This is a genomic window from Cupriavidus gilardii (assembly GCF_017598945.1).
In the GTDB taxonomy this organism is placed as follows: Bacteria; Pseudomonadota; Gammaproteobacteria; order Burkholderiales; family Burkholderiaceae; genus Cupriavidus; species Cupriavidus gilardii_E.
Map to the genome: position 1 here is coordinate 1 of NZ_JAGFTW010000019.1, position 22,069 is coordinate 22,069.

19 protein-coding genes are annotated in these 22,069 nt (G+C 66.0%); 6 read left to right on the top strand and 13 right to left on the bottom strand.

What is annotated here, in order from left to right; translation table 11 throughout:
* Positions 1 to 291: 291 nt before the first annotated feature.
* Positions 292 to 888 (bottom strand): alpha-ketoglutarate-dependent dioxygenase AlkB, encoded by a 597-nt coding sequence (locus J5T34_RS07905; protein WP_244258759.1) that lies wholly within the window; start codon positions 886 to 888, stop codon positions 292 to 294.
* Between the two features lie 268 nt (positions 889 to 1,156).
* On the opposite strand from J5T34_RS07905, the gene J5T34_RS07910 reads away from it, so the two are divergent.
* Positions 1,157 to 1,939, top strand: coding sequence for a transporter substrate-binding domain-containing protein (locus J5T34_RS07910; protein ID WP_208579262.1), 783 nt, complete (start codon positions 1,157 to 1,159; stop codon positions 1,937 to 1,939).
* Between the two features lie 5 nt (positions 1,940 to 1,944).
* Here the strand turns inward: J5T34_RS07910 and J5T34_RS07915 are convergent, their stop codons facing one another.
* Together J5T34_RS07915 and J5T34_RS07920 are read right to left on the bottom strand one after the other, a co-directional pair.
* Positions 1,945 to 2,343: a DUF1801 domain-containing protein gene (locus tag J5T34_RS07915; protein ID WP_208579263.1), complete on the bottom strand. Its 399-nt coding sequence runs from the start codon at positions 2,341 to 2,343 to the stop codon at positions 1,945 to 1,947.
* A gap of 180 nt (positions 2,344 to 2,523) precedes the next feature.
* A complete protein-coding gene (locus J5T34_RS07920) occupies positions 2,524 to 3,849 on the bottom strand; it encodes a PepSY-associated TM helix domain-containing protein (RefSeq protein WP_244258760.1) in 1,326 nt (441 codons plus the stop codon).
* 271 nt (positions 3,850 to 4,120) lie between these two features.
* Between J5T34_RS07920 and J5T34_RS07925 the strand changes: the two genes are divergently transcribed.
* Together J5T34_RS07925 and J5T34_RS07930 are read left to right on the top strand one after the other, a co-directional pair.
* Positions 4,121 to 6,238 carry a TonB-dependent receptor gene (locus J5T34_RS07925; protein WP_432207638.1) on the top strand — a complete coding sequence of 706 codons (2,118 nt, stop codon included), beginning with the start codon at positions 4,121 to 4,123 and terminating at the stop codon, positions 6,236 to 6,238.
* Between the two features lie 128 nt (positions 6,239 to 6,366).
* On the top strand, positions 6,367 to 7,959 hold the full coding sequence (locus tag J5T34_RS07930; protein WP_244258762.1) for a phospholipase D family protein: 1,593 nt from the start codon (positions 6,367 to 6,369) through the stop codon (positions 7,957 to 7,959).
* A 30-nt stretch (positions 7,960 to 7,989) separates the two neighbouring features.
* On the opposite strand, the gene J5T34_RS07935 is transcribed toward J5T34_RS07930, so the two are convergent.
* From J5T34_RS07935 to J5T34_RS07945, 3 genes are all read right to left on the bottom strand, one after another.
* On the bottom strand, positions 7,990 to 8,418 hold the full coding sequence (locus tag J5T34_RS07935; RefSeq protein WP_208579264.1) for a VOC family protein: 429 nt from the start codon (positions 8,416 to 8,418) through the stop codon (positions 7,990 to 7,992).
* 69 nt (positions 8,419 to 8,487) lie between these two features.
* Positions 8,488 to 9,672 (bottom strand): DJ-1/PfpI family protein, encoded by a 1,185-nt coding sequence (locus tag J5T34_RS07940; RefSeq protein ID WP_208579265.1) that lies wholly within the window; start codon positions 9,670 to 9,672, stop codon positions 8,488 to 8,490.
* Between the two features lie 164 nt (positions 9,673 to 9,836).
* A complete protein-coding gene (locus J5T34_RS07945; RefSeq protein WP_208579266.1) occupies positions 9,837 to 10,745 on the bottom strand; it encodes a MurR/RpiR family transcriptional regulator in 909 nt (302 codons plus the stop codon).
* 159 nt (positions 10,746 to 10,904) lie between these two features.
* On the opposite strand from J5T34_RS07945, the gene J5T34_RS07950 reads away from it, so the two are divergent.
* Both J5T34_RS07950 and J5T34_RS07955 read left to right on the top strand, forming a co-directional pair.
* Positions 10,905 to 12,065 (top strand): M20 family metallopeptidase, encoded by a 1,161-nt coding sequence (locus J5T34_RS07950; RefSeq protein ID WP_208579267.1) that lies wholly within the window; start codon positions 10,905 to 10,907, stop codon positions 12,063 to 12,065.
* A gap of 64 nt (positions 12,066 to 12,129) precedes the next feature.
* Positions 12,130 to 13,131 (top strand): Bug family tripartite tricarboxylate transporter substrate binding protein, encoded by a 1,002-nt coding sequence (locus tag J5T34_RS07955; RefSeq protein WP_208579268.1) that lies wholly within the window; start codon positions 12,130 to 12,132, stop codon positions 13,129 to 13,131.
* Between the two features lie 52 nt (positions 13,132 to 13,183).
* On the opposite strand, the gene J5T34_RS07960 is transcribed toward J5T34_RS07955, so the two are convergent.
* Together J5T34_RS07960 and J5T34_RS07965 are read right to left on the bottom strand one after the other, a co-directional pair.
* The gene (locus J5T34_RS07960) at positions 13,184 to 13,663 is read right to left on the bottom strand and encodes an RES family NAD+ phosphorylase (protein WP_208579269.1); all 480 of its coding nucleotides are present in this window, start codon (positions 13,661 to 13,663) and stop codon (positions 13,184 to 13,186) included.
* Positions 13,663 to 14,091: an antitoxin Xre/MbcA/ParS toxin-binding domain-containing protein gene (locus J5T34_RS07965; RefSeq protein ID WP_208579356.1), complete on the bottom strand. Its 429-nt coding sequence runs from the start codon at positions 14,089 to 14,091 to the stop codon at positions 13,663 to 13,665. Before J5T34_RS07965 ends, J5T34_RS07960 begins: the two co-directional genes overlap by 1 nt.
* A gap of 214 nt (positions 14,092 to 14,305) precedes the next feature.
* On the opposite strand from J5T34_RS07965, the gene J5T34_RS07970 reads away from it, so the two are divergent.
* Positions 14,306 to 16,672, top strand: coding sequence for a glycosyl hydrolase family 28-related protein (locus tag J5T34_RS07970; RefSeq protein ID WP_208579270.1), 2,367 nt, complete (start codon positions 14,306 to 14,308; stop codon positions 16,670 to 16,672).
* A gap of 32 nt (positions 16,673 to 16,704) precedes the next feature.
* Here J5T34_RS07970 and J5T34_RS07975 read toward each other — a convergent pair whose 3' ends face one another.
* The 5 genes from J5T34_RS07975 to J5T34_RS07995 all read right to left on the bottom strand — a co-directional run bounded on the left by J5T34_RS07975 (position 16,705) and on the right by J5T34_RS07995 (position 21,963).
* Positions 16,705 to 17,466 carry a hypothetical protein gene (locus tag J5T34_RS07975; RefSeq protein WP_208579271.1) on the bottom strand — a complete coding sequence of 254 codons (762 nt, stop codon included), beginning with the start codon at positions 17,464 to 17,466 and terminating at the stop codon, positions 16,705 to 16,707.
* 80 nt (positions 17,467 to 17,546) lie between these two features.
* Positions 17,547 to 18,287 (bottom strand): DUF2894 domain-containing protein, encoded by a 741-nt coding sequence (locus tag J5T34_RS07980; protein WP_347880640.1) that lies wholly within the window; start codon positions 18,285 to 18,287, stop codon positions 17,547 to 17,549.
* The gene (locus J5T34_RS07985; RefSeq protein ID WP_208579272.1) at positions 18,280 to 18,927 is read right to left on the bottom strand and encodes an OmpA family protein; all 648 of its coding nucleotides are present in this window, start codon (positions 18,925 to 18,927) and stop codon (positions 18,280 to 18,282) included. The genes J5T34_RS07980 and J5T34_RS07985 overlap by 8 nt, the downstream gene beginning before the upstream one ends.
* Positions 18,924 to 21,203: a DUF802 domain-containing protein gene (locus tag J5T34_RS07990; protein ID WP_208579273.1), complete on the bottom strand. Its 2,280-nt coding sequence runs from the start codon at positions 21,201 to 21,203 to the stop codon at positions 18,924 to 18,926. Before J5T34_RS07990 ends, J5T34_RS07985 begins: the two co-directional genes overlap by 4 nt.
* A 10-nt stretch (positions 21,204 to 21,213) precedes the next feature.
* On the bottom strand, positions 21,214 to 21,963 hold the full coding sequence (locus tag J5T34_RS07995; RefSeq protein WP_208579274.1) for a DUF3348 domain-containing protein: 750 nt from the start codon (positions 21,961 to 21,963) through the stop codon (positions 21,214 to 21,216).
* Positions 21,964 to 22,069 lie beyond the last annotated feature (106 nt).

Genomic DNA, 22,069 nt, shown 5'->3' on the forward strand with positions numbered 1-22,069 from the left:
CACACGGCGCTCCCGGCATAGTCGCCGGCTGTGCCGTCATCGAAACTGCCAGCCTCCGAAAGGTAAGCGCCTAGGGGCGGGTAACAAATTTATGCAAAAACGGGTAACAAATTTATGCAAATTAACGCTCACACGCCCAGCCTTGTTAGCCGATCTAATCTGATGTTTAACATAACAAACATTATCGGCAACGCAGGTGTTGGCCGTTTTTTCTAATGTCGTAGATGGGATAAATAGAAATGTCCGCTGTCGGACCTGTCTCGGCGGCATGTGGCAGCGCCCATGCAATCCTCAGCGTTCGCGCGGCGCGCCGCGGCGTTCGCGGAACGTGATGGACCAGCGCATTTCCTTGGTCGGCTCGACGCTGTGCTGCCATTGCCATCGGGCGTCGCCCTCGATCCGGTAGATCGACCTGGGTTGCGCGTCGAGGGCCACAATGTGCCGCCGCAGAGACGAGCTGTAGGGATAAGGACGAAAGCGCAGTCGCGCGGCGCCACCGAGCGATACACCGAAGATCCGCTCGAAGTCAGGCACGTCGCGGTGCCAGCCCAGCGGTGTGCCCGGGGCGTACTCCGCCACAAGTACATGCGCCAGGCGCTCGGGCGACATGCCGGCCCACTGTGCCACGCGCTCGCGCAGCGGCAGAAGCCGCGCATCCAGCGCCTGCGCGGGCAGCAATTCGTTGCTGTCGAAGTCGTAGCTGCCGCCGAAGCTCACCACGCGGCGTCGGGCCAGATAGCCCTTGTATCGCGCAGCCTGCAGCGGCAAGGACTGAACGATCTCGATAATGGACGTTTCCTCGTCGGGGCTGAGGAAATCGGGCTGGTAGATCAGGCCCGGAATCGAGGCTTCGACCGCGCCGCCTCCGAACAGGCTGAATTGGTCCATCGCGTTCCTTCTGAAGCCCGTTGGCGCCCATGTGCGACCGGATTTGTGCTGGCGAAAAGAGTAACACGCCCGGTGGCGCCATCCCGCGGCGCAGCCGTGTGCTGGAGGTCGCCCCGACTGCTCAGTATCCGATGTACGCGGGTGTGCGCTTATGGGGCTCATTCATCACCTAGAATGATGCGAAATCGGCGTTCAGGGCGAAGGCGCGCACAGGGGCGCGCGATTCACTGCCCTGCTCTCACATCAAAACAAACCAGGAGATTCCCAGATGAAACGAACCCACAAAGCCCTCGCCGTGCTCGCCGTCGCCTGCGTGCCCTGCTTTGCATTGGCCCAGCCCGCCAATACGACGCTGAACCGCGTCAAGGACAACGGCACGCTGCGTATCTGCACGCCCGGCGACTACAAGCCGTTCAGCTTCGAGAAGGCGCCGGGGACGTTCGAGGGACTCGATGTCGACCTGATGCAGACGTTGGCCTCCGCACTGCAAGCCAAGCCGCAATACGTCAAGACGAGTTGGGCGAACCTGATGCCGGACTTCGTCGCGGGCAAGTGCGATATCGCCGTCGGCGGTATTTCGGTCACGCTGGAACGCCAGCGGCAGGCCTATTTCAGTGCGCCGTACATGATCAACGGCAAGACGCCGCTGACTCGCTGTGAAAACGTCGCCAAATACCAGACCATCGATGCAATCAATCAGCCGGCCGTGCGGGTGATTGCCAATCCCGGCGGCAGCAACGAGCGCTTTGCACGAACGCATCTGGGCCGGGCGCAGCTGAAGATCCATTCGGACAACGTGACCATCTTCGATGAGGTCATCCAGAAGAATGCCGATGTCTTTGTCACGGAAGCTGCCGAAGCCATCGTGCAAAGCAAGGCGCATCCCGAACTGTGCGCGGTCAATCCGCAGAAGCCGCTGCAGTATGCGGAGATGGCCTATCTGCTGCCGCAGGGTGACGAGGTTTTCAAACGCTTCGTGGACCAGTGGCTGCACCTGAACAATGCATCCGGCGAGTTCGCGCGCGTGCGGGCGAAATGGCTGCCAGAGTAAGCGGCTTATTTCTTTGGCTTGGCGCTGTTCAGCGCCACCGCCTCGCGGATCAGCGCCTTCAATGCGGCTTCGTTGATCCTGTCGCCCTCGTGGAAATCGATAGCCCGTCTGGTATTTCCGTCGAGACTGGCGTTGAAGAGACCCGACGGATCCGGCAAGGCCGCCCCTTTGGCGAAGGTCATCTTCACGGCGTTCTTGTAGGTCTCGCCGGTGCAGATGATCCCGTTGTGCGACCACACAGGAACGCCGCGCCATTTCCATTCCTCGACGGCTTCAGGATCGGCTTCCTTGATCAAGGCCCGGAGGGTGGCCAGCATGTCGCCGCGCCAATCGCCGAGTTCTTCGATGCGCGCGTCGATCAGCGCAGATGCGGACGGCTCTTCCCGGGCTTCGTTCTTTTGCATAGCGATGACTCTCCATAAGCGAAGGGCTCATGGCAATGTCGCCTGTGATCAGCGTTGCCACGCCCGCGCCGAACTTTATCCGAGTGGCCGCCAGGGGACAATGCGCTCCACCACTACCCTGCCCGCTTCATCGCGTGACATTGCTCGCCGACATCCAGGTTGGAGTAGTACCCCAACCGATCACTGCGGCACCGGTCTGGCCGGCTCGCTGGTTCTTCTGGCCACCAGCCAATCGATCATGCAGACCAGCAGCATCGTGATTCCCATCAGCGGAAAGATCATGCCCAGCACCGTCAGTCCGGCCATCCAGGCACGCATCGGCGGCTGGCTTGCCGGGCGGGACGGCGCGCCCAGTGCATTCGCCGGTTTGCGCTTGACCCACATGACAAAGCCAGTGATCGCCAGCGCCATCAGACCCAGCGAAATCGCGGCGCATACGATCTGATTGGCCAGGCCGAAATAACGGCCCATATGGAGGGACGTGCCGTAGGAGACGGCCTTGGCAACGGGGCCGTAGTCCTCAAAGCGGATATCCCGAACGATGTTTCCGCTGTGCTGATCGATATGCAGCGTCCGTTCGGCCTTCGGATCGGCGGGGAAGCACGAAACCGAATAGACCGCATCGGGCGTTCCGGGCAGCACGACCTGGCACCCCGGGCCGGCACCGCGCGAGTGGACGATGGCCAGAGCCCGATCGAGACCGATCGGCGCATCAGCGGTGGGCCGGGCAGCCCCGGTTGGGACGGCCGTCAATCCCGTCGCCCATGGCACGTCGCTCAGCGGCAGCGAGTCCATGGTCGTGCGGTGCCCTCGATGGTCTCCACGACTGTCGTGACGGACCGGTGCGTGCATGTGCCCTGCCTCGCCTTCTGCGGGCCGCCCCAGATTCGCCGCGGTCGTGATGGCCTTGAACTGCTTGCCCCAGATGGCCGTCCACGGCAGACCGGACAGGACGAACGCGAGCGCGCCGATGGCGAGCGATGCGCCAAGCATCAGATGGATTTCCTTCCAGCGCCCTCGCCGGCCGCTTGCCGGCTTCATCAGGAACGCGCGAGCGCCGGACTCGCGCAACCGTGGCCACCACATGGCCAGACCCGTGGCGATCATCACCAGCGTCCAGCATCCCGCCAGTTCCATCAGCAATTCGCCGGGCTTTCCTGCCAGCAAGGCGCGATGCAGCAGGCGCACCTGCTTCATGAACCGGTCTTCGACGCCAAGGCTGCCGAGGATCTGGCCGGTGTAGGGATTCAGATAGAGGCTTTCGCTGCTGCCGGAGGGCAGGCGAAAGATGAATTCCGAACTGGCGCGCGGATCGGTGCGAATCGAATAGGTGGTCGCAACCGCCCCGGCGGGCGCGGCCGTCCTTGCGCGCTCCAGCAGCGCCTGCGCGGAAAGCGGCTCGCCTTGCGGCGTCACCCGCAATAGCCGCGGATACAGCAAGGGCTCGATCTGCGGCTGGAAGCAGTAAATGGTGCCGGTGATCGCCAGGACGATCAGGAATGGCATCACAAACAGGCCGGCATAGAAATGCCAGCGCCAAAGCGTGCGATGGGCAGCCGACCTTGCGGTGGTCGATGGGGGTGTCGGTACGGACATCGGCGGAAGCGGTTGAGGCGTTATTTCTTTATGTCTTTTGCGTGCGAAGGGCGTGCAGCGGTTTTTCCGCGCCGATGCGTACTGTGCGACGAAATGCCGTGCGAGTCCTGCGGCATGGTGTCGCATGGTCCGTTTGGAGCGTGGCCAATAGAATCGGGCAGCAAAAAAACCACCGCATCTCATGGCCCGACTCCTTCCACGCGAGGTGGCGCTAGCCGCCGCCGCCGTTTGCCTTTCGGCTCAAGCCGCCGCAGCTTCTGATGATATTCACGAACTGGAACCGGTCACTGTCCATGCCGGCGGCCAGACCGCTCTGGATGAACCGGCGTCGACCGGATCGAATCTCGGCCTGACGCCGATGCAAACGCCGGCAAGCGTCGACGTGATTGCCCGCGACCAGATCGAGACCCGTGGCGACGTCTCGCTGGTCGATGCCATCACCCGTGCTCCCGGACTGTCCGCCCTCGGCCATCCCGGCAATGGCGGCGCTTCGCTGTCGGCTCGCGGCTTTACCGACGCGGCCTCGGTGATGCGGCTCTACGACGGAGTACGCCAATACGGCGGGATCGGCGTGACCTATCCCTTCGATACCTGGTCGGTGGAGCGGATCGAGGTGCTGCGCGGACCGGCTTCAGTGATCTATGGCGAGGGCGCGATCGGCGGCGTCGTCAATGTCGTGCCAAAGAAGCCAACACGCGGGCCGGTGGAAAACGAAATCCAGGCCACGATCGGCACGGAAAACACCCAGCGGCTCGCCTTTGGCAGCGGCGGCGCCATCGATGAGCGATGGTCGTATCGCTTCGATGTCAGCGGAAATCGCACGGACGGCTCGGTGGATTTCGCCGATTCGCGCAATCTGTCGGTGTCGGGGGCATTGCAATGGGACCCGACGCCCGAACTCGGCATCAAGCTGAGCTACGCCAAGGGCTGGCAGCAACCGGCGCGCTATTTCGGCGTGCCGCTGGTCAATGGCCGCCAGGACCCGTCGTTGCGGACCCGGAACTACAACGTCAGCGACAGCCGCATCCAGTACGACGACCAGTGGACGGAGTTGTCGGCGAAGTGGACGCCGAGCGCCGACCTGACCGTTCGTTCGCGCGCGTACTACATCGACAGCAAACGCCATTGGCGCAATGCCGAGTACTACGACTATCTGCCGGCCAACGGCCTGATCCAGCGTTCGTCCTATGTCGAAATCCTTCACGACCAGTGGCAGGTCGGCAATACCACCGATGCGGTCTATCGCCATGCGGTATTCGGCATGAACAACAGCGTGTCGGTCGGCTTCGATATCAATCGGGCATCGTTTCGCCATACCAATAATTCGCCCTACTCCGGCAGCACGGTGGTCGATCCTTACGCGTTCGATCGCGGCAATTTCATCAATGTGGCCGGTACCACGCCGCGCTACAGCAACGAGGCGGTGCAGTACGCCTTGTTTGCCGAGAACCGGTTGGAGATCACGCCGCGGTGGTCCGTACTTGGCGGTTTGCGTTATGACCATGCGCGGATCGAGCGCCACGATCTGGTCAATCATCAGCAAGCCTTCGACAAGACGTTTTCCCACGTCGGTTGGCGTGCGGGGACTGTCTACAACCTGACACCGAATCTCGCCATCTATGCGCAGTACTCGGAGGCCGCCGATCCGGTCAGTGCGCTGCTGATGCTCTCGTCGTCCAACAGCAATTTCGAGCTGTCCACCGGCCGTCAGATCGAGGCTGGCATCAAGCAGGATTTCTGGAACGGCAAAGGCGAATGGACCGTTGCGGCGTACCGCATCGTCAAGAAGAATCTGGTGACCCGCGACGCCGCCGACCCGACGAAAAGCGTACAGGTGGGCGAACAGTCTTCACGCGGCATCGAGGCCAGCGTCGGCGTGGAATTTCTGCCGGGCTGGCGACTGGACGCCAATGCCGCGCTGCTGCAGGCGCGCTACGACCAGTTCACCGAATCGGTGAACGGCACGGCAGTCTCGCGCAATGGCAACGTGCCGACCGATGTGCCGGAACGTCTTGCCAATGCCTGGCTGACTTGGCGCTTCCTGCCGGCATGGACAGCCGGCGCCGGGCTCCGCTATGTCGGCCGCCGTTTCGCCGATAGAGCCAATACGCTGGAGATGCCGGCTTACACCACCACCGATCTGCTGCTGCAATGGCGCCCGCGCAAGGACACCACGCTGTCGTTGCGTGGCTTCAATGTCTTCGACAGGCACTATGTCACCACGGCGTATTACAACCCGACGCAGTGGCTGCAGGGAGCGGGACGGCGGGTCGAGCTGACGGTCAATTACCGGTTCTGAGTCGTCGAGGGAGAGAGACCCGTTGCGACCGCTGCCGAGCAGTGGCGAGCCGAGTGCGGAGCAACCCGCCGACCGATGTGGTAAATACTGACGTCGTCCGGCAGTCCTTCTCGCCATCGTCCATGCTCATGCCGTTTCGTCGCGCCTTTTCCCAATTACGCCTCTTCGCCCTGCCCGCCCTGGCAACGCTGCTGCTTGCCGGATGCGCGCTGCCATCGCTGGAACACCGGACGCGCTCCGAAGCACTGACCCCGGAGCAGTCGCGCGAGACCGCGCTGGGCCGCGCGCTGGCACCGGCGCTGGCCGAGCGGCCTGGCCTGTCCGGCATCCACCCGCTATCCGATCCGCGCGAGGCCTTTGCGGCGCGGGTACACGGCGCCCGCATGGCCGAGCGTACGCTCGACGTGCAGTACTACATCTGGCGCCGCGACACGACGGGGACGCTGCTGCTGCGGGCCCTGAACGAGGCGGCCGAGCGCGGCGTGCGGGTACGCCTGCTGCTGGACGACAACGGCATTTCGGGGCTCGATGAAACGCTGGCCGCGCTGGACGCGCATCCCAATATCGAAGTGCGGCTGTTCAATCCGTTCGTGGTGCGGTCGCCGAAATTCCTCGGCTATCTGACGGACTTTCGTCGCCTGAATCGGCGCATGCACAACAAGTCGTTCACAGTCGATGGACAGGCGACCATCGTGGGCGGCCGCAACATTGGCGACGAATACTTTGGCGCCACCGATGGCGTGCTGTTTTCCGATCTCGATGTGCTGGCCGTCGGGCCCATTGCGGCCGACGTCGAACGTGATTTCGATCGCTACTGGGCCAGCGCCAGTGCCTATCCCGTCGATCGGATCGTGCTGCCGGTCTCGGTGGATCGGCTGGAGCAGCTGGCTCGCGAGGCCGCGACGGCCGAGCGCGACCCGGCCGCGATGGCATACATGAAGGCGCTGCAGGCCTTGCCCGCATATCGCCGGATCCTCGATGCAAGCTTGTCGTTCGAGTGGGCAGCGACACGGATCGTCAGCGACGATCCGGCCAAGGTACTGGGCAAGGCCCCCAGGAACAAGCTGATCGTGCATCAGCTGATCGACACCATCGGTGCGCCGACTCGCGAACTCGACCTGGTGTCGCCCTACTTCGTTCCCACCGAGGCGGGGACCCAGGCCTTTGGCGACCTTGCGCGCAAGGGCGTCCATGTACGCGTGTTGACCAATGCGGTCGAGGCGACGGACGTCAAGGTGGTGCACTCGGGCTACGTCAAACGGCGGCGCGCATTGCTCGAGGCCGGCGTCCAGTTGTTCGAACTGCGGCGTGGTATCGCAGCGTCCGAGGACAAGGCCGATACCACGCCGGTTGCAAAGCCCGAGGAGCGCGCCGGGCCGTTCGGCAGCTCCGGCGCCAGTCTGCATGCCAAGACGTTCGCGGTCGATGCGAAGCGCGTGTTTGTCGGCTCGTTCAATTTCGATCCGCGCTCGGCCAATCTCAATACCGAACTGGGATTCGTGATCGACAGTCCCACGCTGGCCGGGCGAATCGAATCGGCCTTTGGCACGAGCGTCCCGCAGAACGCCTACGAGGTGCGCCTGTCCGACAGCGGCAGCCTGTACTGGCTGGAGAGGCGCGGCAACGAGACGATTCGCCACGACACCGAGCCCAATACCACCTGGCTGGAGCGCTTTGCAATCTGGGGGGTGTCGTTGCTGCCGATCGACTGGTTGCTGTGAGGCTGCTGTCGGGGTGGCGTGCGGGTTTTGCTATTGCTCCTGGCCGTCTTGTTCGCCCATCATCCCCTCCGGGTTCATCCACACCGGCTCGAACAGATTGCCGTCCGGGTCCTCGAACGTACGCAGGTACATGAAGCCCATGTCCTGCGGCTCCCGAACGTCCGCACGGCCGCCGGCCGACTGCGCGGCGTCGACGATGGCATCCACGTCCTCGCGGTTGTCGAGCGTCAGCGCGATCAGCATGGCGCTGGTCTGGTGCCCGTCGGCGATCGGCTTGCTGGTGAACGTCCCGTAATAGGCGTGCGTCATCAGATGGAACGTGATGGTGTCCGACCACATCATCGAGGACGTCTGATGGTCGCTGTACTGCGCGTTCTTGACACAGCCGATCGCCTCGTAGAATCGCGTCGCCGCGGTCAGATCGCGGACCGGCAGGTTCAGGAAAATCATCTTTGCCATCGTGGCTCCTCCGTTGGGTTCAGCAAGCCGGTTTCGTCCCGGTCCTGCTTGTGTATCGAATCGGCGCCATCACGGCGTATTCCTTGCCGCTTCCGTTTGCTGAATGGGGAGCGAACTTGCGCGCGGGTATTCGAGTTGCATGGCGACGAATGCCTCGGTGCGCGTCCCGTATCGTTTGCCGATCGCGTTCAGGGCCTGGTCCAGTGCCCGTGCGGGCTGCGGCTCCGCGATGGGCGGAATGATCCGTTGCCGGTCCCAATCCGAGCCGATGTGCTCGGGCAGCAGGCGAACGCCATTGCGGGTCTCGACCGGCCCCGCCTGTTCGGCAAAGGAAACGGCATGCGATCGGTATGTCCGCGACCAGGCGTCGGCTACCAGCGCCAGCGATACTTCGTCGATCCCCGGCTGCAGCGCGATGCCGAGCCGCTCGCGGTTCCAGAACGCCATCGTGTTGCCGATCGCCGTCAAGGCGAAGGGACGCGTAAAGGTGAAGGCGTCGCTGTCGTGGCGCGCATCCCAGTGCGGCAGGCCCAGATCGCGCGCAACTGCCGCCGCCTTGTCGCGGCCGGCCACGGCTTCGATCAGCGTCAGCGTCATCGGCATCGACGCGGTGATGCCGGTCGTCGTCGCGACGCGGCCGTCGACGACGATACGGCGGTCGGGGACGTAACGCACCTTCGGATGCTTCTCGAGCAGGTCGTCCAGGTAGTACCAATGCGTGGTGGCGCGCTTGCCGTCGAGCAGGCCGGCTGCCGCGACCACCTTCGCGCCGGCGCAGATGCCGATCACCGTCGCACCCTTGGCCGCCTGGCTGCGAATCCATTGCAGCACGACGGGATCGTCGTCGCGGCTCATCGCCGGCACCAGCACGTAGTCGGCGCCCTGCGGGTGCCGCGCGTCGAACTGCGCGATCGTCGCATCCGGCTCGACCTGCAGCGCGGGAAAGAGCTTCACCGGTCCCGGCTGCGTCGCCAATGCGGCTACCTCGCCGATATCGGCGCGGCGCAGGATGCCGTAAGGCATCAGATAGTCGGTGGTTTCGGTGGCGTCGTTGATGCCGACGATCGCGATGACCGGGCGCGCACGCCTGGGCGGCTTCAGCGCCGCCAGCGTGGCGGCCCGCTCTGGCTCGGCGATCGGCGGCGCCTCGGCGGGAGCCGCCGCCGGCGGCAAGGACAGCAGCCACGCCGCGCCGGCGGCCATTGCGACGGCCGCAATACCGACCCCGATCCACCCTGCCAGACGCCGGTTCATCGTGCTTGTCTCCCCGTGGATGCCAGCCAGACCACTAGCTTAGGCGCACGGAATCCGCACGCCAAGCCATGCCAAGGTGTCCACATTGGATCGGTCGATGCCGACACGGTGCCCGGCACCGGTGGTCGGGCGCGGGTCGCCGATAGCCGCTGGGTCTTCGCGCCCTACCCCTTTCGCAATCCCTCCACCGGATCCGTCTCGAACGCCTGCCACAGCGCATCGCGCCGCTGCAGGGCCTCGATCACCGCCGGCTGGCGCAATTGCGCGACGGCGGACACCAGTGCATTGCACAGGAAGAACGCGGCCGTATAGGAGTCGAACGGCGAGGCGTTGGCGGTGCGCACCAGCAGATGGTGATCGGCGAGGGGCACCAGCGGCGCGGCCGGGCTATCACAGATGGCGACGACGCGGGCGCCCCGCTCCCCGAAGGCGCGGGCGATGCTGACCGGCGCGCTGGAATAGCGCCGGATGCTGAAAGTCAGCAGCACGTCTTCCGGCTCGACCCACAGCATCGCGTCGGTCGGCGTCACGGCACCGGTGCCGAGTTCCTGCACATTGGGCCGGCACATGTTCAGATGCAGGGCCAGCCAGGCGCTGACCGGCGCGCTGTTCTTCTGCGCCAGGATGAACAGCCGCCCCTTTGCCGACGCCAGCAGGCGCGCGATCGCCTCGAACGCGGCGATATCCAGCGATTCGTGCGTGGCGGTCAGATTGTGCTGATCGTGCATGAAGGCATCGTCGAGGCAGGCGCGCAAGCTGCGCTTGCCGCCGATCAGCGCCGGCGCACGCTGTCCGGCGGTCGGCAGTGTTGCCGTCACGCTGGCGCGTGCCTCGCGCTGGGCGTCGGCATAACTGGCGTAGCCGAGCTTGGCGAACAGCCTGACCACCGTCGAGGCGCTGGTGCCGTGCTGCGCCGCCAGCGCCGTTGCGGAATCCAGCAGCACATGCGGATAGCCGCGCGTCAGCGCATCGGCCAGCTCGCGCTCGCGCGCGGTCAGCGTGGCGGCTTCGCGCGCCAGCCGGTCCAGCAGCGTGGCGCCATGGCCGGCGGTTTCCTTGCGGGCATTTGTCATATTGACACCATGCAATGCGTATTGCATGATGATATCACCGTTGCAATACACGTTTCATACTGCGTGTTGCCGTGCGCGCGTCCGATCGCACGCGCTCGCACGCGCTCGAACACGCCGCCTTTCATCGAGAACCGTCCGCCGGTCGCGAACAGGAACCCCATGCAGGATAGAGAAGTTGCCCAGCACGCGGATGCGCTGCTGGACTGGCTGCAAGGCCAGAACCAGGCGATGCAGGACTTGCTGCAGCGAATCGTCGACATCGACAGCGGCAGCCGCCATGAGGCCGGCATCCAGGCCGTGGCCGAAACCCTGGGCGCCCATCTGCAGACCGCCGGCATCGCCGTACGCTTTCATTCGGTGCCGGGATACGGCGTCTGCCTCGATGCGCAGGTACCGGGCTCCGGCGAAGGCCTGCCGGTCCTGCTGATGGGCCATATGGATACCGTCTATCCCGAGGGCACGGCGGCCAAACGGCCCTTCCGCGTCGAGGATGGGCGGGCCTACGGTCCCGGCGTCGCCGACATGAAGTCCGGCCTGGTGCTCAATGTATTCGTTGCCGAAGCGCTGGCGCGGCTGGGACGTCATGCGCCGCCGGTGCGGCTGTTCTTCTCGTGCGACGAGGAGATCGGTTCGCCGGCCACGCGCGAGCGGATCCTGGCGGTCGCGCGCGAAGTGCGCGCGGTTTTCAATGCCGAGCCGGGACGCGTCAGCGGCAATCTGGTGACCGGCCGCAAGGGCTCGATGGTCGTCGAGTTCGAGGTCGAGGGCGTGGCGGCGCATTCGGGCATCAATCACGCCCATGGCGCCAGCGCGATCGACGCGTTGGCCCGCAAGGTTCTGGAACTGCATGCGCTGACAGATGCCGCCTCGGGCGTCACCACCAACGTGGGCTGCGTGCAGGGCGGCATCGTGCCGAATATGGTGGCGCCGCATGCGAAGGCGCAGCTCGATGTCCGTTTTACCGCCGATACCGATATGGACGCGCTGTACGCCCGCATCCGCGAGATCGTCGAAGCCGAATCGATTCCGCGCACGCGCGGCCGCATCACCGATATGCGGCGCACGATGCCGATGGCGACGACGCCGGACGCGCTGCTCTCGCTCTACCAGCGCAGCGCCGAACGCGTCGGCTTCACGGTCGAGGGGGAATTCACCGGCGGCGCCGCCGACAGCGGCCTGACCAGCTCGGTCGGCACGCCGACGTTGTGCGGCACCGGCCCGGTCGGCGGCCATCCCCACACCGAGCGCGAATACTGCGAACTTTCCACCTTCGTGCCACGGGCCCAGGCCGTGGCGCTTGCCGTCCTCGGACTGCGATGACCGGCACGCCCTGCCGCATCTCTCGCCGTCGCCCTGATCCGTTACCCATCCTGCCTTCCCGATCATGCAGAACCTGCCCTTCTCCCGCCGCCGTTTCGTTGGTCTCGGCCTGAGCGCCGCCGCCATTGCCGCCGCCGCGCCGCTTGGCGCCGTGGCGCAGGAAACCTGGCCCTCGCGTCCGATTACGCTGGTCGTCCCCTTCCCGCCCGGCGGCTCGGTCGACATCATGGCGCGCCAGTACTCGGAGCCGCTGTCGCGCATTCTCGGTGTGCCCGTGGTCGTCGACAATCGTCCCGGCGCGGGCGGCTCGGTCGCGACCCAGGTGGTGGCCCGCAGCAAGCCCGACGGCTATACGCTGGTGGTCTCGTCGCAGAGCAGCCATCTGGCCAATCCGCTGACGCAGCCGCGCATCGGCTACGACCCGATCAAGGATTTCGAGAACATCGCGATCCTCGGCCGCCAGCCCAACGCGCTGGTCGTGCATTCCAGCCTGCCGGTGCGCACGTTCGCCGAGTTCGTCGCCTATTCGAAGAAGAACCCCGGCAAGCTGGACTACGGCAGCGGCGGTGTCGGCAGCATGGGCCAGCTGAACGTCGAAATGTTCAAGGCCAGCACCGGTGCCATTGCCACCCACATCCCCTACCGCGGCGGCTCGCAGCTGATCACCGCGGTGCTGAGCAACGAGGTGCAATTCATCCTCGACAACCTGGTCATCATGCTGCCGCACGTCAAGGACGGCAAAGTCCGCGCGCTGGCGGTGGCCTCGGAGCAGCGGCTCGAGCAGCTGCCCGACGTGCCGACGCTCGCCGAACTGGGCCATCCGGAACTGAACCTGAGCTCGTGGACCGGCATCGCCGCCCCGGCCGGCACGCCGCAGCCGGTGGTGCAGAAGATCTACCAGGCGGTGCGCAAGGCCGCCAGCGATCCGGCCATGCAGGCCGCCCTGCGCTCGCGCGGCGTGGTCCCGCCGGAAGACATGGCGCCGGCCGCCTTCGAGCGCATGATGGCCGACCGGCTGCAGCGCTACGGCGAGGTGGTGAAGCGGGCGAAGATTTCGGCGGAGTGAATTTCGCTCGGTCCGTGCGCGGCTCCCCGCGCACGGGAACCAGACACGACCGTCAGCCCTGCTTGCCGGCTTCCGGGGTTCGAAAGAGCCGTTCATCCCATCGAACCGGCTCGGGAGGCGAAACGGACAGCGTTGCGGCATCCGGATGCATCGGATTGATCAACGCATTCCACTCGCGGCCAGCAACAACTGACGGGACGAGCAAAATCGCCGACCTCATTTCGGTCAGCCAGCGATCGCCGAATTCGCGAGCCTTCCGTGGATCGTCGATTTTGTCCCAGCCCGCCGGCAAGTCATTCGGTCCGGCGCGTTCTGCAGCGATATCTTCGGGCGCCTCCGCAACCACCACGACATGCTGGCGAGGCACCTTGCCAGTGCGCGTGTGAACCAGGACCTCCAGCATCGCTCCCGCGAAACTTGGCGCACCGTAGATGACGGGGCGCCCTGGACTATTGAAACGGCCGCCAACAAGCATGGCGCCGGTACCGTTCCACACTTCATGGCGGCGGTCTGCGATCCGGTAGATCAGCATTACGCGGCGATGCCATAGAAGAGTCTCCAAAGCAGTTCCTCGACGCGTCGAGCGCCCAGCTCCGTCATCGACACATCAAGTGGCGTGCAACCGTCCAAAAGAGGGTGAGGCGCATTCAGGAACTCCCGCGCGTCCTCTTCGTCATCCCAGACGAAATTGGCAGTGGCGAATATCCGGGCGAGACGTTCGGTTTTTTCGGACTCGTCGGGTGTCAGACGGTCCTTCCGACGTTTGAAAGTCGCTTCCGGCACGATCCTTGACATCAAGCCCCGGCGCTGCTCCGACGTCCGTACTACGTGGTCGACGATCTCGCGCAGAGCGGACTTCGGCAGTCCTTCCCGCACCGCCGCGTCGAGCTCGGCGATCGAAACACGAGGTGGTGAAAGCGCCATTGCGGCGCTGATTAGCTCGGGGGCGACGACCAACACGGCGGCATCTCGCGGATCAAGTGATACCGCATTGTAGTCCATATGATCCCCTTCTTGGTTGTTTGATGCCGAGCAGCTTGCCAGCCGCTCCCCCTATGTGACGTCTCGAACTGTTACTGCGGTGGTTTTTCGACATTAATGCCGACTCGCATACAACAGTTTGGCGACTGCTCCCACCGCAGCCGCCCGTCGCAAGTCAGAACCGGGGGTAAGCATGAGTCCAGCCTTTCGCTTCCATCGGAAGCGCCTGCTGTCGGCCGCGCTCGTTGTGCTCGGCTGCTGGCTGCCGGCGGCCGTGGCGGGTGCGGCAGGCGGTGCCTCGGCGCCGGCCGCGGCGACGGGCACGCCCGTCGCGCCGATCGCCGAGGTGGGCACGCTCAGCGGCTGCACCAACCCGATGATCGGCAGGAATGGCGACACCGGCAGCGGCAAGCGCGCCGTGTTTGTCGACGTCAATCAGATGCGGCCGGACAGCGATCCGGTCTATACGAAGAACGCCATCTTCTGGACCTCGCGGCAGAATCGGCCCGGCCAGAGCGTGCTGATGAGCGGCGCCTTCACGGCAAACCGCAAGACCGTGCGTCTTGCTCCGCTGACTTCCGGCATCAGCGACTGGCGCAGCGCGGTGCGCTCCAGCGCGATCACGGTGCCCGCCGTCAACATGAGTTCGACCGGGCTGACCTTCACCATCCCTGCGAACCTCAAATACGGGCCCTACGCCTATCGCATCGAGGATCAGGACCGCGCGGTGCCGCCGCTGGAAGGGATCGTCAACCGACCGGAGATCCAGTGGATTCTCGGTACGCCCGATTCCGATTCGAGCCTTCAGGCGCCGGCGCATGAGCTGGTCAATTGCGGCGCCGAAGCCGGCGGCAAGCTGCGGGTGTTCGGCAAGAACATCAATGGCAGCAAGGAGGCCTATCTGCAGTCGGCCGACAACCGGCTGTACCCGTTGACGGTCGAGCATGCCGACGACACCGCGATGGTGGCCAACGTGCCGGCAGACTTGGCGCCCGGCTCGTACCACGTGTGGATCGGGTCGGCGCAGAAGGACCTGACCGCTTCGCTGCCGGTACCGATCCGCATCCAGCCGGCGCCCAAACCGCCGGCCGTGGTGTCATGTCCGGGATTGGTCGGCGATGGCGCCACCGACAACGCGTCGGCGCTGCAAGCCTGCCTCGACAAGCATCGCAGCAACGGCATCCGCACCGTATTCAAGCTGCCTGCCGGGCAATTTGCGATATCGAGGACGATCGCCCTGCGTCGCTACCAATACCTGGTTGGCGATTCGGAGGACACCACCCTTCTGGTGGGCAAGGCAAACAGCGCGGCGGCCACGCCCGCAGCGTGGATCACCGGCGAGAGCTATTTCGGCGTCGCTTCGCTGACCCTGCGTGCACCGCATCGCGAGACGATCCTGCGGGCGACCGATCTTGGCAGCGATCCGCGCACACACGGCCATATCCTGATCCAGCGCGTCAATTTCGATGTTTCGGCGGACTACACCAACGGCGCGCAAAGCGCGCAGCTGATCAAGATATCGGGGCCGGATCTACGCATCGTCAATTCGACGTTGAGCGCCCGCAAGACCATGTCGATCGACTACGGCGATGGCGTGCTGATCAGCGGCAATCGGGCCACCAAGGGCGACTACGGCATCGCCAACAGCCAGAACGTGGTCGTCACCAAGAATCTGTTCGGCGCACAGGACGAGATCAACGAAGGCGTGGTGATCGGTGCCAGCCGGCCGATGATCAGCGGCACCACCGCCAATGCCACGCGGAACTTTTATCTCGGCTACAACCTGTTCCGCAACATGACCTACACGCCGACCAACCAGTTCTTCACCACGGACGGCGGCGGCGGCGCGTATCTCGGCAGGATTGCGGCGAGCTCGGCCAGCACGGTGACGCTCGCGCGGGATCCGAACTGGGACATGGTCGGCACCAGCAATCCGGAAAACGTGCTGATGTCGATCGTGGCCGGTACCGGCGTCGGTCAATATCGCCCCCTGAAATCGATCAAGGGGCGCGTGATGGAATTGGCCACGCCGTGGGACGTGGTGCCCGATTCTTCCTCGGTGATCAACATCACCACGGGCTATCTGCGCATTACCGTCAGCCACAACGAATTCCGCAACATGCATGGCCACGCGCTCAATTCGGTGCTGTTCTTCGGCGGCGTGTTCGACAGCGTGATCGACCACAACTACAACATGAACGCCGGCAATGGCATCGCCATCGCAGCCTATGGACCCTATGGCGACAACACCTATCTGCCGACCTTCAATATCGACTGCCTGAACAATACCGTTGCCGAGGATGGCGACCCGGTGTTCGTGATGCGCACGGCGTTGCGCAACGTCACGCGCGGTCTGGCGGTGCAAGGCATGCCCGGCGCGACGCTGTCCGGCATCCTCGTGCGAGGAAACCGGATTGCCAGTCCCGGCATGATCTTTTTCCCGAACAGCTTCAAGGACAACTATTCGGTATTGGTCGAACAGAACCAGGCGCGGGTCGAGCCGTGGTTCGGGGGATCGAGCGGCCCGCCGGGCGCGTTGATCCGGAACAACCGGCCTTGAGCGCGGGCGCCCTGCCCTTGGCGACGCCTTGCTTACGACAACGCCGGGCTCGTGCTGGACGCCTGCGCGCGCAACGCAGTCAGCGCCCGCAGCGACAGGTGTGCAAACCAATACACGAGAAACAGCATCCCCAGCACACGGCCGACCGTGACGCCGGCAAAGGCGGCCGGTCCCGGCATCAGGAACGCGATCGCGCCGGAGATCGCCGCGGCGATCAGGCCGCTGAGCACGATGCCGGCCATGGCAACGCCGGCAAACGGCAGCCGCCACCGTTTCGTCAGCGCGGCAAATTCGCTTGCCGACGCGCGCCGGCGCAGCGCGAGGTATGGCAGCAGGCGCATCGCCAGCCAGGCCTGCGCGGCGAGGTTGGCCGCCGCGTACAGCAGCGGAACGTTGCCCAGAAACTGAATCAGCGCACACAGCACGATATAGGTCCCGATATGGTGCGCCACCGCGCCGCGCAGGCCAGGCATGGCCTCCGGCGACGGGCCGGCCGCCGGGTAATCGCCACCGATTTGTGCAATGGCGCCCGGCATCGTCCATAGCGCTACCAGCAGAATGAGCGCCAGCTGGTAGAGCACCACCAGCAGCGTCTGAGCGACCCCACCCGAGCCGCCGTACAACGCCTGCAGCCACGGAGGCACGACACCGGTCATCAGCATGACCAGCGGCAAGCCGAGATAGACCGCACCGGCAATCAGCAGCACCACGACCGGGCCGAGGGCGAGCTTCAGCGCGCTCGAACTGACGAAACTGGCAAGCGCGGCACGAAAGGCGGCGAGCGATGGCTGCATTGGCAAAGGCTTCAAGGGCAAAGTGCGGGAGCCTAGCACATTGGCGCTACGCCAAGCTGGCGAGCGCGCCGTTCGGCGCCCTAACCTTTCGCCTGCGGCGCTGGCCTGGCGCGCGACTGGCGCGTCTTGCCGCGCGCGTTCCTGGCCGGCGCGTTGGACGGCGGCGTGCCCCTGGTGTCCGCCGCACTGTCCCCGTTCATCCGCTCGAGCCGCGACAGCGTATCGACATAGGACAGGAACTGCTGCAGATAGCCCGGCGACAACTCGCGCATCGCCGACAGCGCGCGGTGGATCAGGTGGTTCGAGTTCAGCGGTCCGGCGTTTTCCGGCACGCGTTCGAGCGACTGCCGCCAGGCGCGGTCGGCGCTGAGTCGGGTCCAGGTCTGGCGGACATAATCGACCAGTTCCGGATCGGGCTCAGGCGGGTGCCGGGGCGCGCTGGCACCTGCTGCCGTGTTCAGGTCCTGCCCATCGGCATCGCCTCGGAGCTCGCGTACCAGTGCCGCCAGCGGACCGGCCGCGGGCCGGGTTTGCGCCGGCTCTTGCTCCGGCGCTTGCTCCGGCGCTTGCTCCGGCGCTTGCTCCGGCGCTTGCTCCGGCTGGGCCGACTTGCCTGCCGCGCGATCCAGCACGCCCTCATAGGCCTGTACGAGACCGGTCAGCTTGTCCTCGAGCCGGCGCCGTGCCTCGCCGCTGTGGGCCGGCACGCGGCGCGCCAGTGCCTCGAGCAGCCGAAAGCGGACCGGGTCCACCCGCTCGGCGCCGCTGTCGCGCCATGCCGCGATCCGCGCCAGCATGTCGTCGAGGCCGAGGCTAGCCACCGGACTTCCCTGTTCCCATCGACACGCGCGGGATCGGCGCGATCTCGACGCGGCGATTGCGCGCGCGGCCCTGGGCGTCCTTGTTGGAGGCGACCGGCTGCTGCGAGCCGAACGCCGCGGAAAAGACCAGCGACGCCGGCACGCCGGCATCGATCAGCGCGCGGGTCACCGTCAGTGCGCGCTGGGCCGACAGCTCCCAGTTGTCCGCGAACTGGCGATTGCCGTCGCGCACCTGGCGGTCGTCGGTGAAGCCGCTGACCATCAGGATCTCGTCGCGATTGCGCAGGTAGGTCTTCAAGGGCGCGGCCAGGCTCTTGAGCACCTCCTGGCCTTCCGGCTGCAATTGCGCCGAGTTCAGTTCGAACAGCACGCTGCCGCTGATGCCGATGCGTCCGTTGACCAGCGTCACGCGCCCCGCCGCCAGCGGCCCGGCCAGCGCCTTTTCCAGGCTCTCGCGGCGATGCATCTCCTGCTGGCGCTGCTTGACCTCGTTGTCCAGGCGCGAGGCCAGTTCGAGCTGGATGCCGATCACGCCCAGCAGAATCAGCACGAAGGCGCCGAGCACCACCGACATCAGGTCGCCGAAGACGGCCCATGTCGGTACGGTCGGCTCGACGCCGGCGTCGATTTCCTCTCTCATGCCGCCTCTGCGTTCGGAGCCCGTTGGCCGGCGACCTGCTGCAGGTCTTCGAGGATCTGCTTCTGCGAACGCATGCTGAGGTCGACGACTTCGCGCGCCTGCGCCACGTAGTAGGCCAGCTGTTCGTCGCTGCGGGCCATCGATTTGTCGAGCGCGGACTCGATGCGCTGCAGGTGCGCGACCAGTTTGTCGTTCGACTCGCCGAACCGCTGCACCGCCGCGCCGAACGCTTCGCCCAGGCTGGCGACCTCGACCGCGCTGCCGGTGACCTGCGCCGCGACGTCGATCAGCTTGCCGGTCTCCGCCTCCACCGTGTCGGTGAAGCGCGAACCGATGCGCTCCAGCAGTTCGGCGCTGCTGCCGACCAGCGCATCGATCGCCTCGCGTTGCGAGGTGGAGGCCCGATTGACGCTGTCGAGCAGCGTGGACAGGCTTTCCATCAGGCGGGTGCGCTCCTCGAGCATCGTGTTGTCGCGCGCCATTTCATCGGAGAGCTTGCGCCGCAGTTCGGCAATGGCGTCCGCCGCCACGCGCGGCGCTTCGCCGGCGACCTGCGCCAGCTGCGCGACCTCGGCGATGGTGGCGCTGGCCTGGGCCTGCGTCCGGGCGGTGATTTCCTGTGCGGTGCGCTCCAGCGTTTCGCAGATCTGCTGCTGCCGGCTCGCGATGTCCGCACCGGTCTGTTCCCATTGCTGGCGGAGGCCAGCGGCGATGCCGTCCAGCGTCGCGCTCCAGTTGGCGAGGCGCTGGTCGTCGTGCGCCGCCAGTTGCGCGCGCAGTTCCGCCTGCGCCTGCGCGACCGTGGTCAGCAGCGCGTCGGCATGTTGTGCGAATGTGCTCGCGGCAGTCGTCAACGCCTGCTGATTCTCCGCCGCGATCGCACCGACCGTGCGCTCATGGGCCGACAACGTGGTGCTCCAGTTCGCCAGCCGCTGTTCGTCCTGGGCCGCCAGTTGCGCGCGCAGTTCGGCCTGCGCCTGCGCGACCGTGGTCAGCAGTGCGTTGGCGTTCTGTTCGAAGGCGCTGGCCGCGGTCGCCAGCGCCTGCTGGTTTTCGGCCGCGATCGCGCCGACCGTGCGTTCGTGCCCCGACAGCGCGTCCTTCCAGCGCGCAGCGGTATCCGCTGCCGCCGTGTCCATGCGCTGGGCGACCTGCTCGATCAACCCGGTCGAGCGCTGCTCGAAGTTGGCGGCGAAGCCGTCCAGCGTCTTGCGCAGATCGCCGGCCAGTACCGCGCTGGCGCTCCGATGCTCGGCCAGCGCCGCGTTCCACACGTCGGCCACCTGCGCGGTGGTGGCATCGAAGCGGGACGCCAGGGCTTCCAGTTGCTGGCGCATCGACTCGGTGACGGTCTCGCGCAGACCCGCGGCCTCGCGCGCGAGGCCGCTCATGGTCGCCTCCACCGCCGGCTGGATCGCCGCGCTGGCAGCGCGCGCGCTTTCGGCGACGCCGTCCTTCAGCGATTGCTCGACGGACGCGGCCAGGCGCGTGTAGACCGCTTCGGTCTTGCCGTGGAAGGCGTCCTGGCTGGCCGAGAGGCGCTCCGTCAGCGCCACGCTCTGCTGTTCCATGGCGGTCATCATGGCGTTCAGCCGGTCGACCAGGGCCGGCATCACCTCGGCCTGGCGCTGCATCAGCTTGAAGGCTTCCTCACGCTGATGGACGGGCGAGTGGACGCGCAGGGTCGTCGCGATACGGGCGTCGAGCGCCTGCGCCGCCTCGATACGCTCGCGCCGGCACAGCGCCGACAGCAGGCCCAGCATCGCCGAGGTCGCCACGCCAGCCACCGAGGTGCCGAAGGCAAAGCCCAGGCCCTTGACCGGCGCGGCCAGCGATGCGCGGATCGCCTGCAGGTCGGTCGCGGTCTCGAGCGCCAGCCCGGTCCCCTTCAGCGTGGCGACCATGCCGAGAAACGTCCCCAGCATGCCGAGCAACACCAGCAGCCCGACGACATACGAGGTCAGCGCCGGTCCGGGCAAGGCCACTCGTTCGCCTTCGATTCGCAGACGCACGGCCTGGCGCAGGCTTGGATCGATGCGCTCGAGCCAGGTGCCGAGGCTGGATGGCGTCTCGGCAAGATCGCCGACCGCCTGCGTCAGGCTGGCGGTGGCGCGGCGATACCGCTGCAGTTCGAACGCGCCCGCCAGATAGAAGCCGCCGATCAGCAGCGTCACCGCCAGCGCCAGCAAATTCGAGCCCGCGTAGCCGGCGCCGATCCAGCAGACGGCCAGCAGGCCGGCCAGAAACACAACAAGTTGGATAGGGAGTCGGGTCATGATGTTCTGGTTAACTGCCACCAAGGGCTGCAAGCAATCCGTCGACGGGCTGGAAGCGCAGGTCCAGTTCGGCCAGCAGCATGGCTTCCATATCGCGTCGGAACACGCGGCGCCACGCGCCGCGCAGCGTCGGTCCTGCGGCCGCCTCGCCTGCCTGGGCGTCGGCCAGCGCGCTTTCCTCGGCCTGGCGCAGCCGCTGGTAGTTCGCCTCGAGCACGGCCGGCACGTTGGCCAGCAGCGCCTGTTCGCGCGGCCCCATGACGCGTTCCATCACCGCATCGAGCATTGCCAGCCGCGCCTTGCCTGGTTGTCGGGTCAGCGCCGAGCGCAGTCGGCCGCGCAGCTCGCCGATCGCGGTTTCCATCCGCTGTTGCAGCGTCAGATAGCGCTGGCGGTAGATCGCGAAGTCGGCGGACGCATCGAGGGCTTCCGCCGGCATGGGGCGGACCGGTGCGCGCCGTCCCCTGGCCGACGCGCGATCATCGCGGATGGCGTCCGTCAGCATCTTGCGTACGCGGGCGCATTCCGCCTCGTCGTCGCCGGCTGCGGCACGCCCGGCAGCGGTCGGCGCGGCCGGCGCGGCCGGCGGATGGCCATTGAGCGCCGACGACAGGGCGATCGCATCCGTCCAGCCCAGCCATTGGCTGAGCTGGCCCGACAGCGATGGGACCGGTTCGGGGGCCTTGGCCTCGGTCAGCTGAGCAAGCAGGCGGATCAGCGTCTGTCCGCCGGGGCCTGCGCTCGGGGGCACTTGCAACATAGCGCCTGAGTGAAAAACCCCGCAGTTTACACTGCCGGGGCCGCGCTTCGGCCGCGGCGTGAACAGACGCACGCGCGCCAGCGTGGCGCGGTCGTTGGCGCGCCCG

What these genes read in the sequence shown, in the direction of transcription:
- J5T34_RS07940 (WP_208579265.1), bottom strand. Translation starts at nt 9,672, where the DNA reads ATGAACCGGCGTCTGGCAGGGTGGATCGGGGTCGGTATTGCGGCCGTC.
- J5T34_RS07950 (WP_208579267.1), top strand. Translation starts at nt 10,905, where the DNA reads ATGCAGGATAGAGAAGTTGCCCAGCACGCGGATGCGCTGCTGGACTGG.
- J5T34_RS07920 (WP_244258760.1), bottom strand. Translation starts at nt 3,849, where the DNA reads ATGCCATTCCTGATCGTCCTGGCGATCACCGGCACCATTTACTGCTTC.
- J5T34_RS07960 (WP_208579269.1), bottom strand. Translation starts at nt 13,663, where the DNA reads ATGCTGATCTACCGGATCGCAGACCGCCGCCATGAAGTGTGGAACGGT.
- J5T34_RS07915 (WP_208579263.1), bottom strand. Translation starts at nt 2,343, where the DNA reads ATGCAAAAGAACGAAGCCCGGGAAGAGCCGTCCGCATCTGCGCTGATC.
- J5T34_RS07990 (WP_208579273.1), bottom strand. Translation starts at nt 21,203, where the DNA reads ATGACCCGACTCCCTATCCAACTTGTTGTGTTTCTGGCCGGCCTGCTG.
- J5T34_RS07935 (WP_208579264.1), bottom strand. Translation starts at nt 8,418, where the DNA reads ATGGCAAAGATGATTTTCCTGAACCTGCCGGTCCGCGATCTGACCGCG.
- J5T34_RS07910 (WP_208579262.1), top strand. Translation starts at nt 1,157, where the DNA reads ATGAAACGAACCCACAAAGCCCTCGCCGTGCTCGCCGTCGCCTGCGTG.
- J5T34_RS07930 (WP_244258762.1), top strand. Translation starts at nt 6,367, where the DNA reads ATGCCGTTTCGTCGCGCCTTTTCCCAATTACGCCTCTTCGCCCTGCCC.
- J5T34_RS07945 (WP_208579266.1), bottom strand. Translation starts at nt 10,745, where the DNA reads ATGACAAATGCCCGCAAGGAAACCGCCGGCCATGGCGCCACGCTGCTG.
- J5T34_RS07975 (WP_208579271.1), bottom strand. Translation starts at nt 17,466, where the DNA reads ATGCAGCCATCGCTCGCCGCCTTTCGTGCCGCGCTTGCCAGTTTCGTC.
- J5T34_RS07905 (WP_244258759.1), bottom strand. Translation starts at nt 888, where the DNA reads ATGGACCAATTCAGCCTGTTCGGAGGCGGCGCGGTCGAAGCCTCGATT.
- J5T34_RS07995 (WP_208579274.1), bottom strand. Translation starts at nt 21,963, where the DNA reads ATGTTGCAAGTGCCCCCGAGCGCAGGCCCCGGCGGACAGACGCTGATC.
- J5T34_RS07955 (WP_208579268.1), top strand. Translation starts at nt 12,130, where the DNA reads ATGCAGAACCTGCCCTTCTCCCGCCGCCGTTTCGTTGGTCTCGGCCTG.
- J5T34_RS07985 (WP_208579272.1), bottom strand. Translation starts at nt 18,927, where the DNA reads ATGAGAGAGGAAATCGACGCCGGCGTCGAGCCGACCGTACCGACATGG.
- J5T34_RS07925 (WP_432207638.1), top strand. Translation starts at nt 4,121, where the DNA reads ATGGCCCGACTCCTTCCACGCGAGGTGGCGCTAGCCGCCGCCGCCGTT.
- J5T34_RS07970 (WP_208579270.1), top strand. Translation starts at nt 14,306, where the DNA reads ATGAGTCCAGCCTTTCGCTTCCATCGGAAGCGCCTGCTGTCGGCCGCG.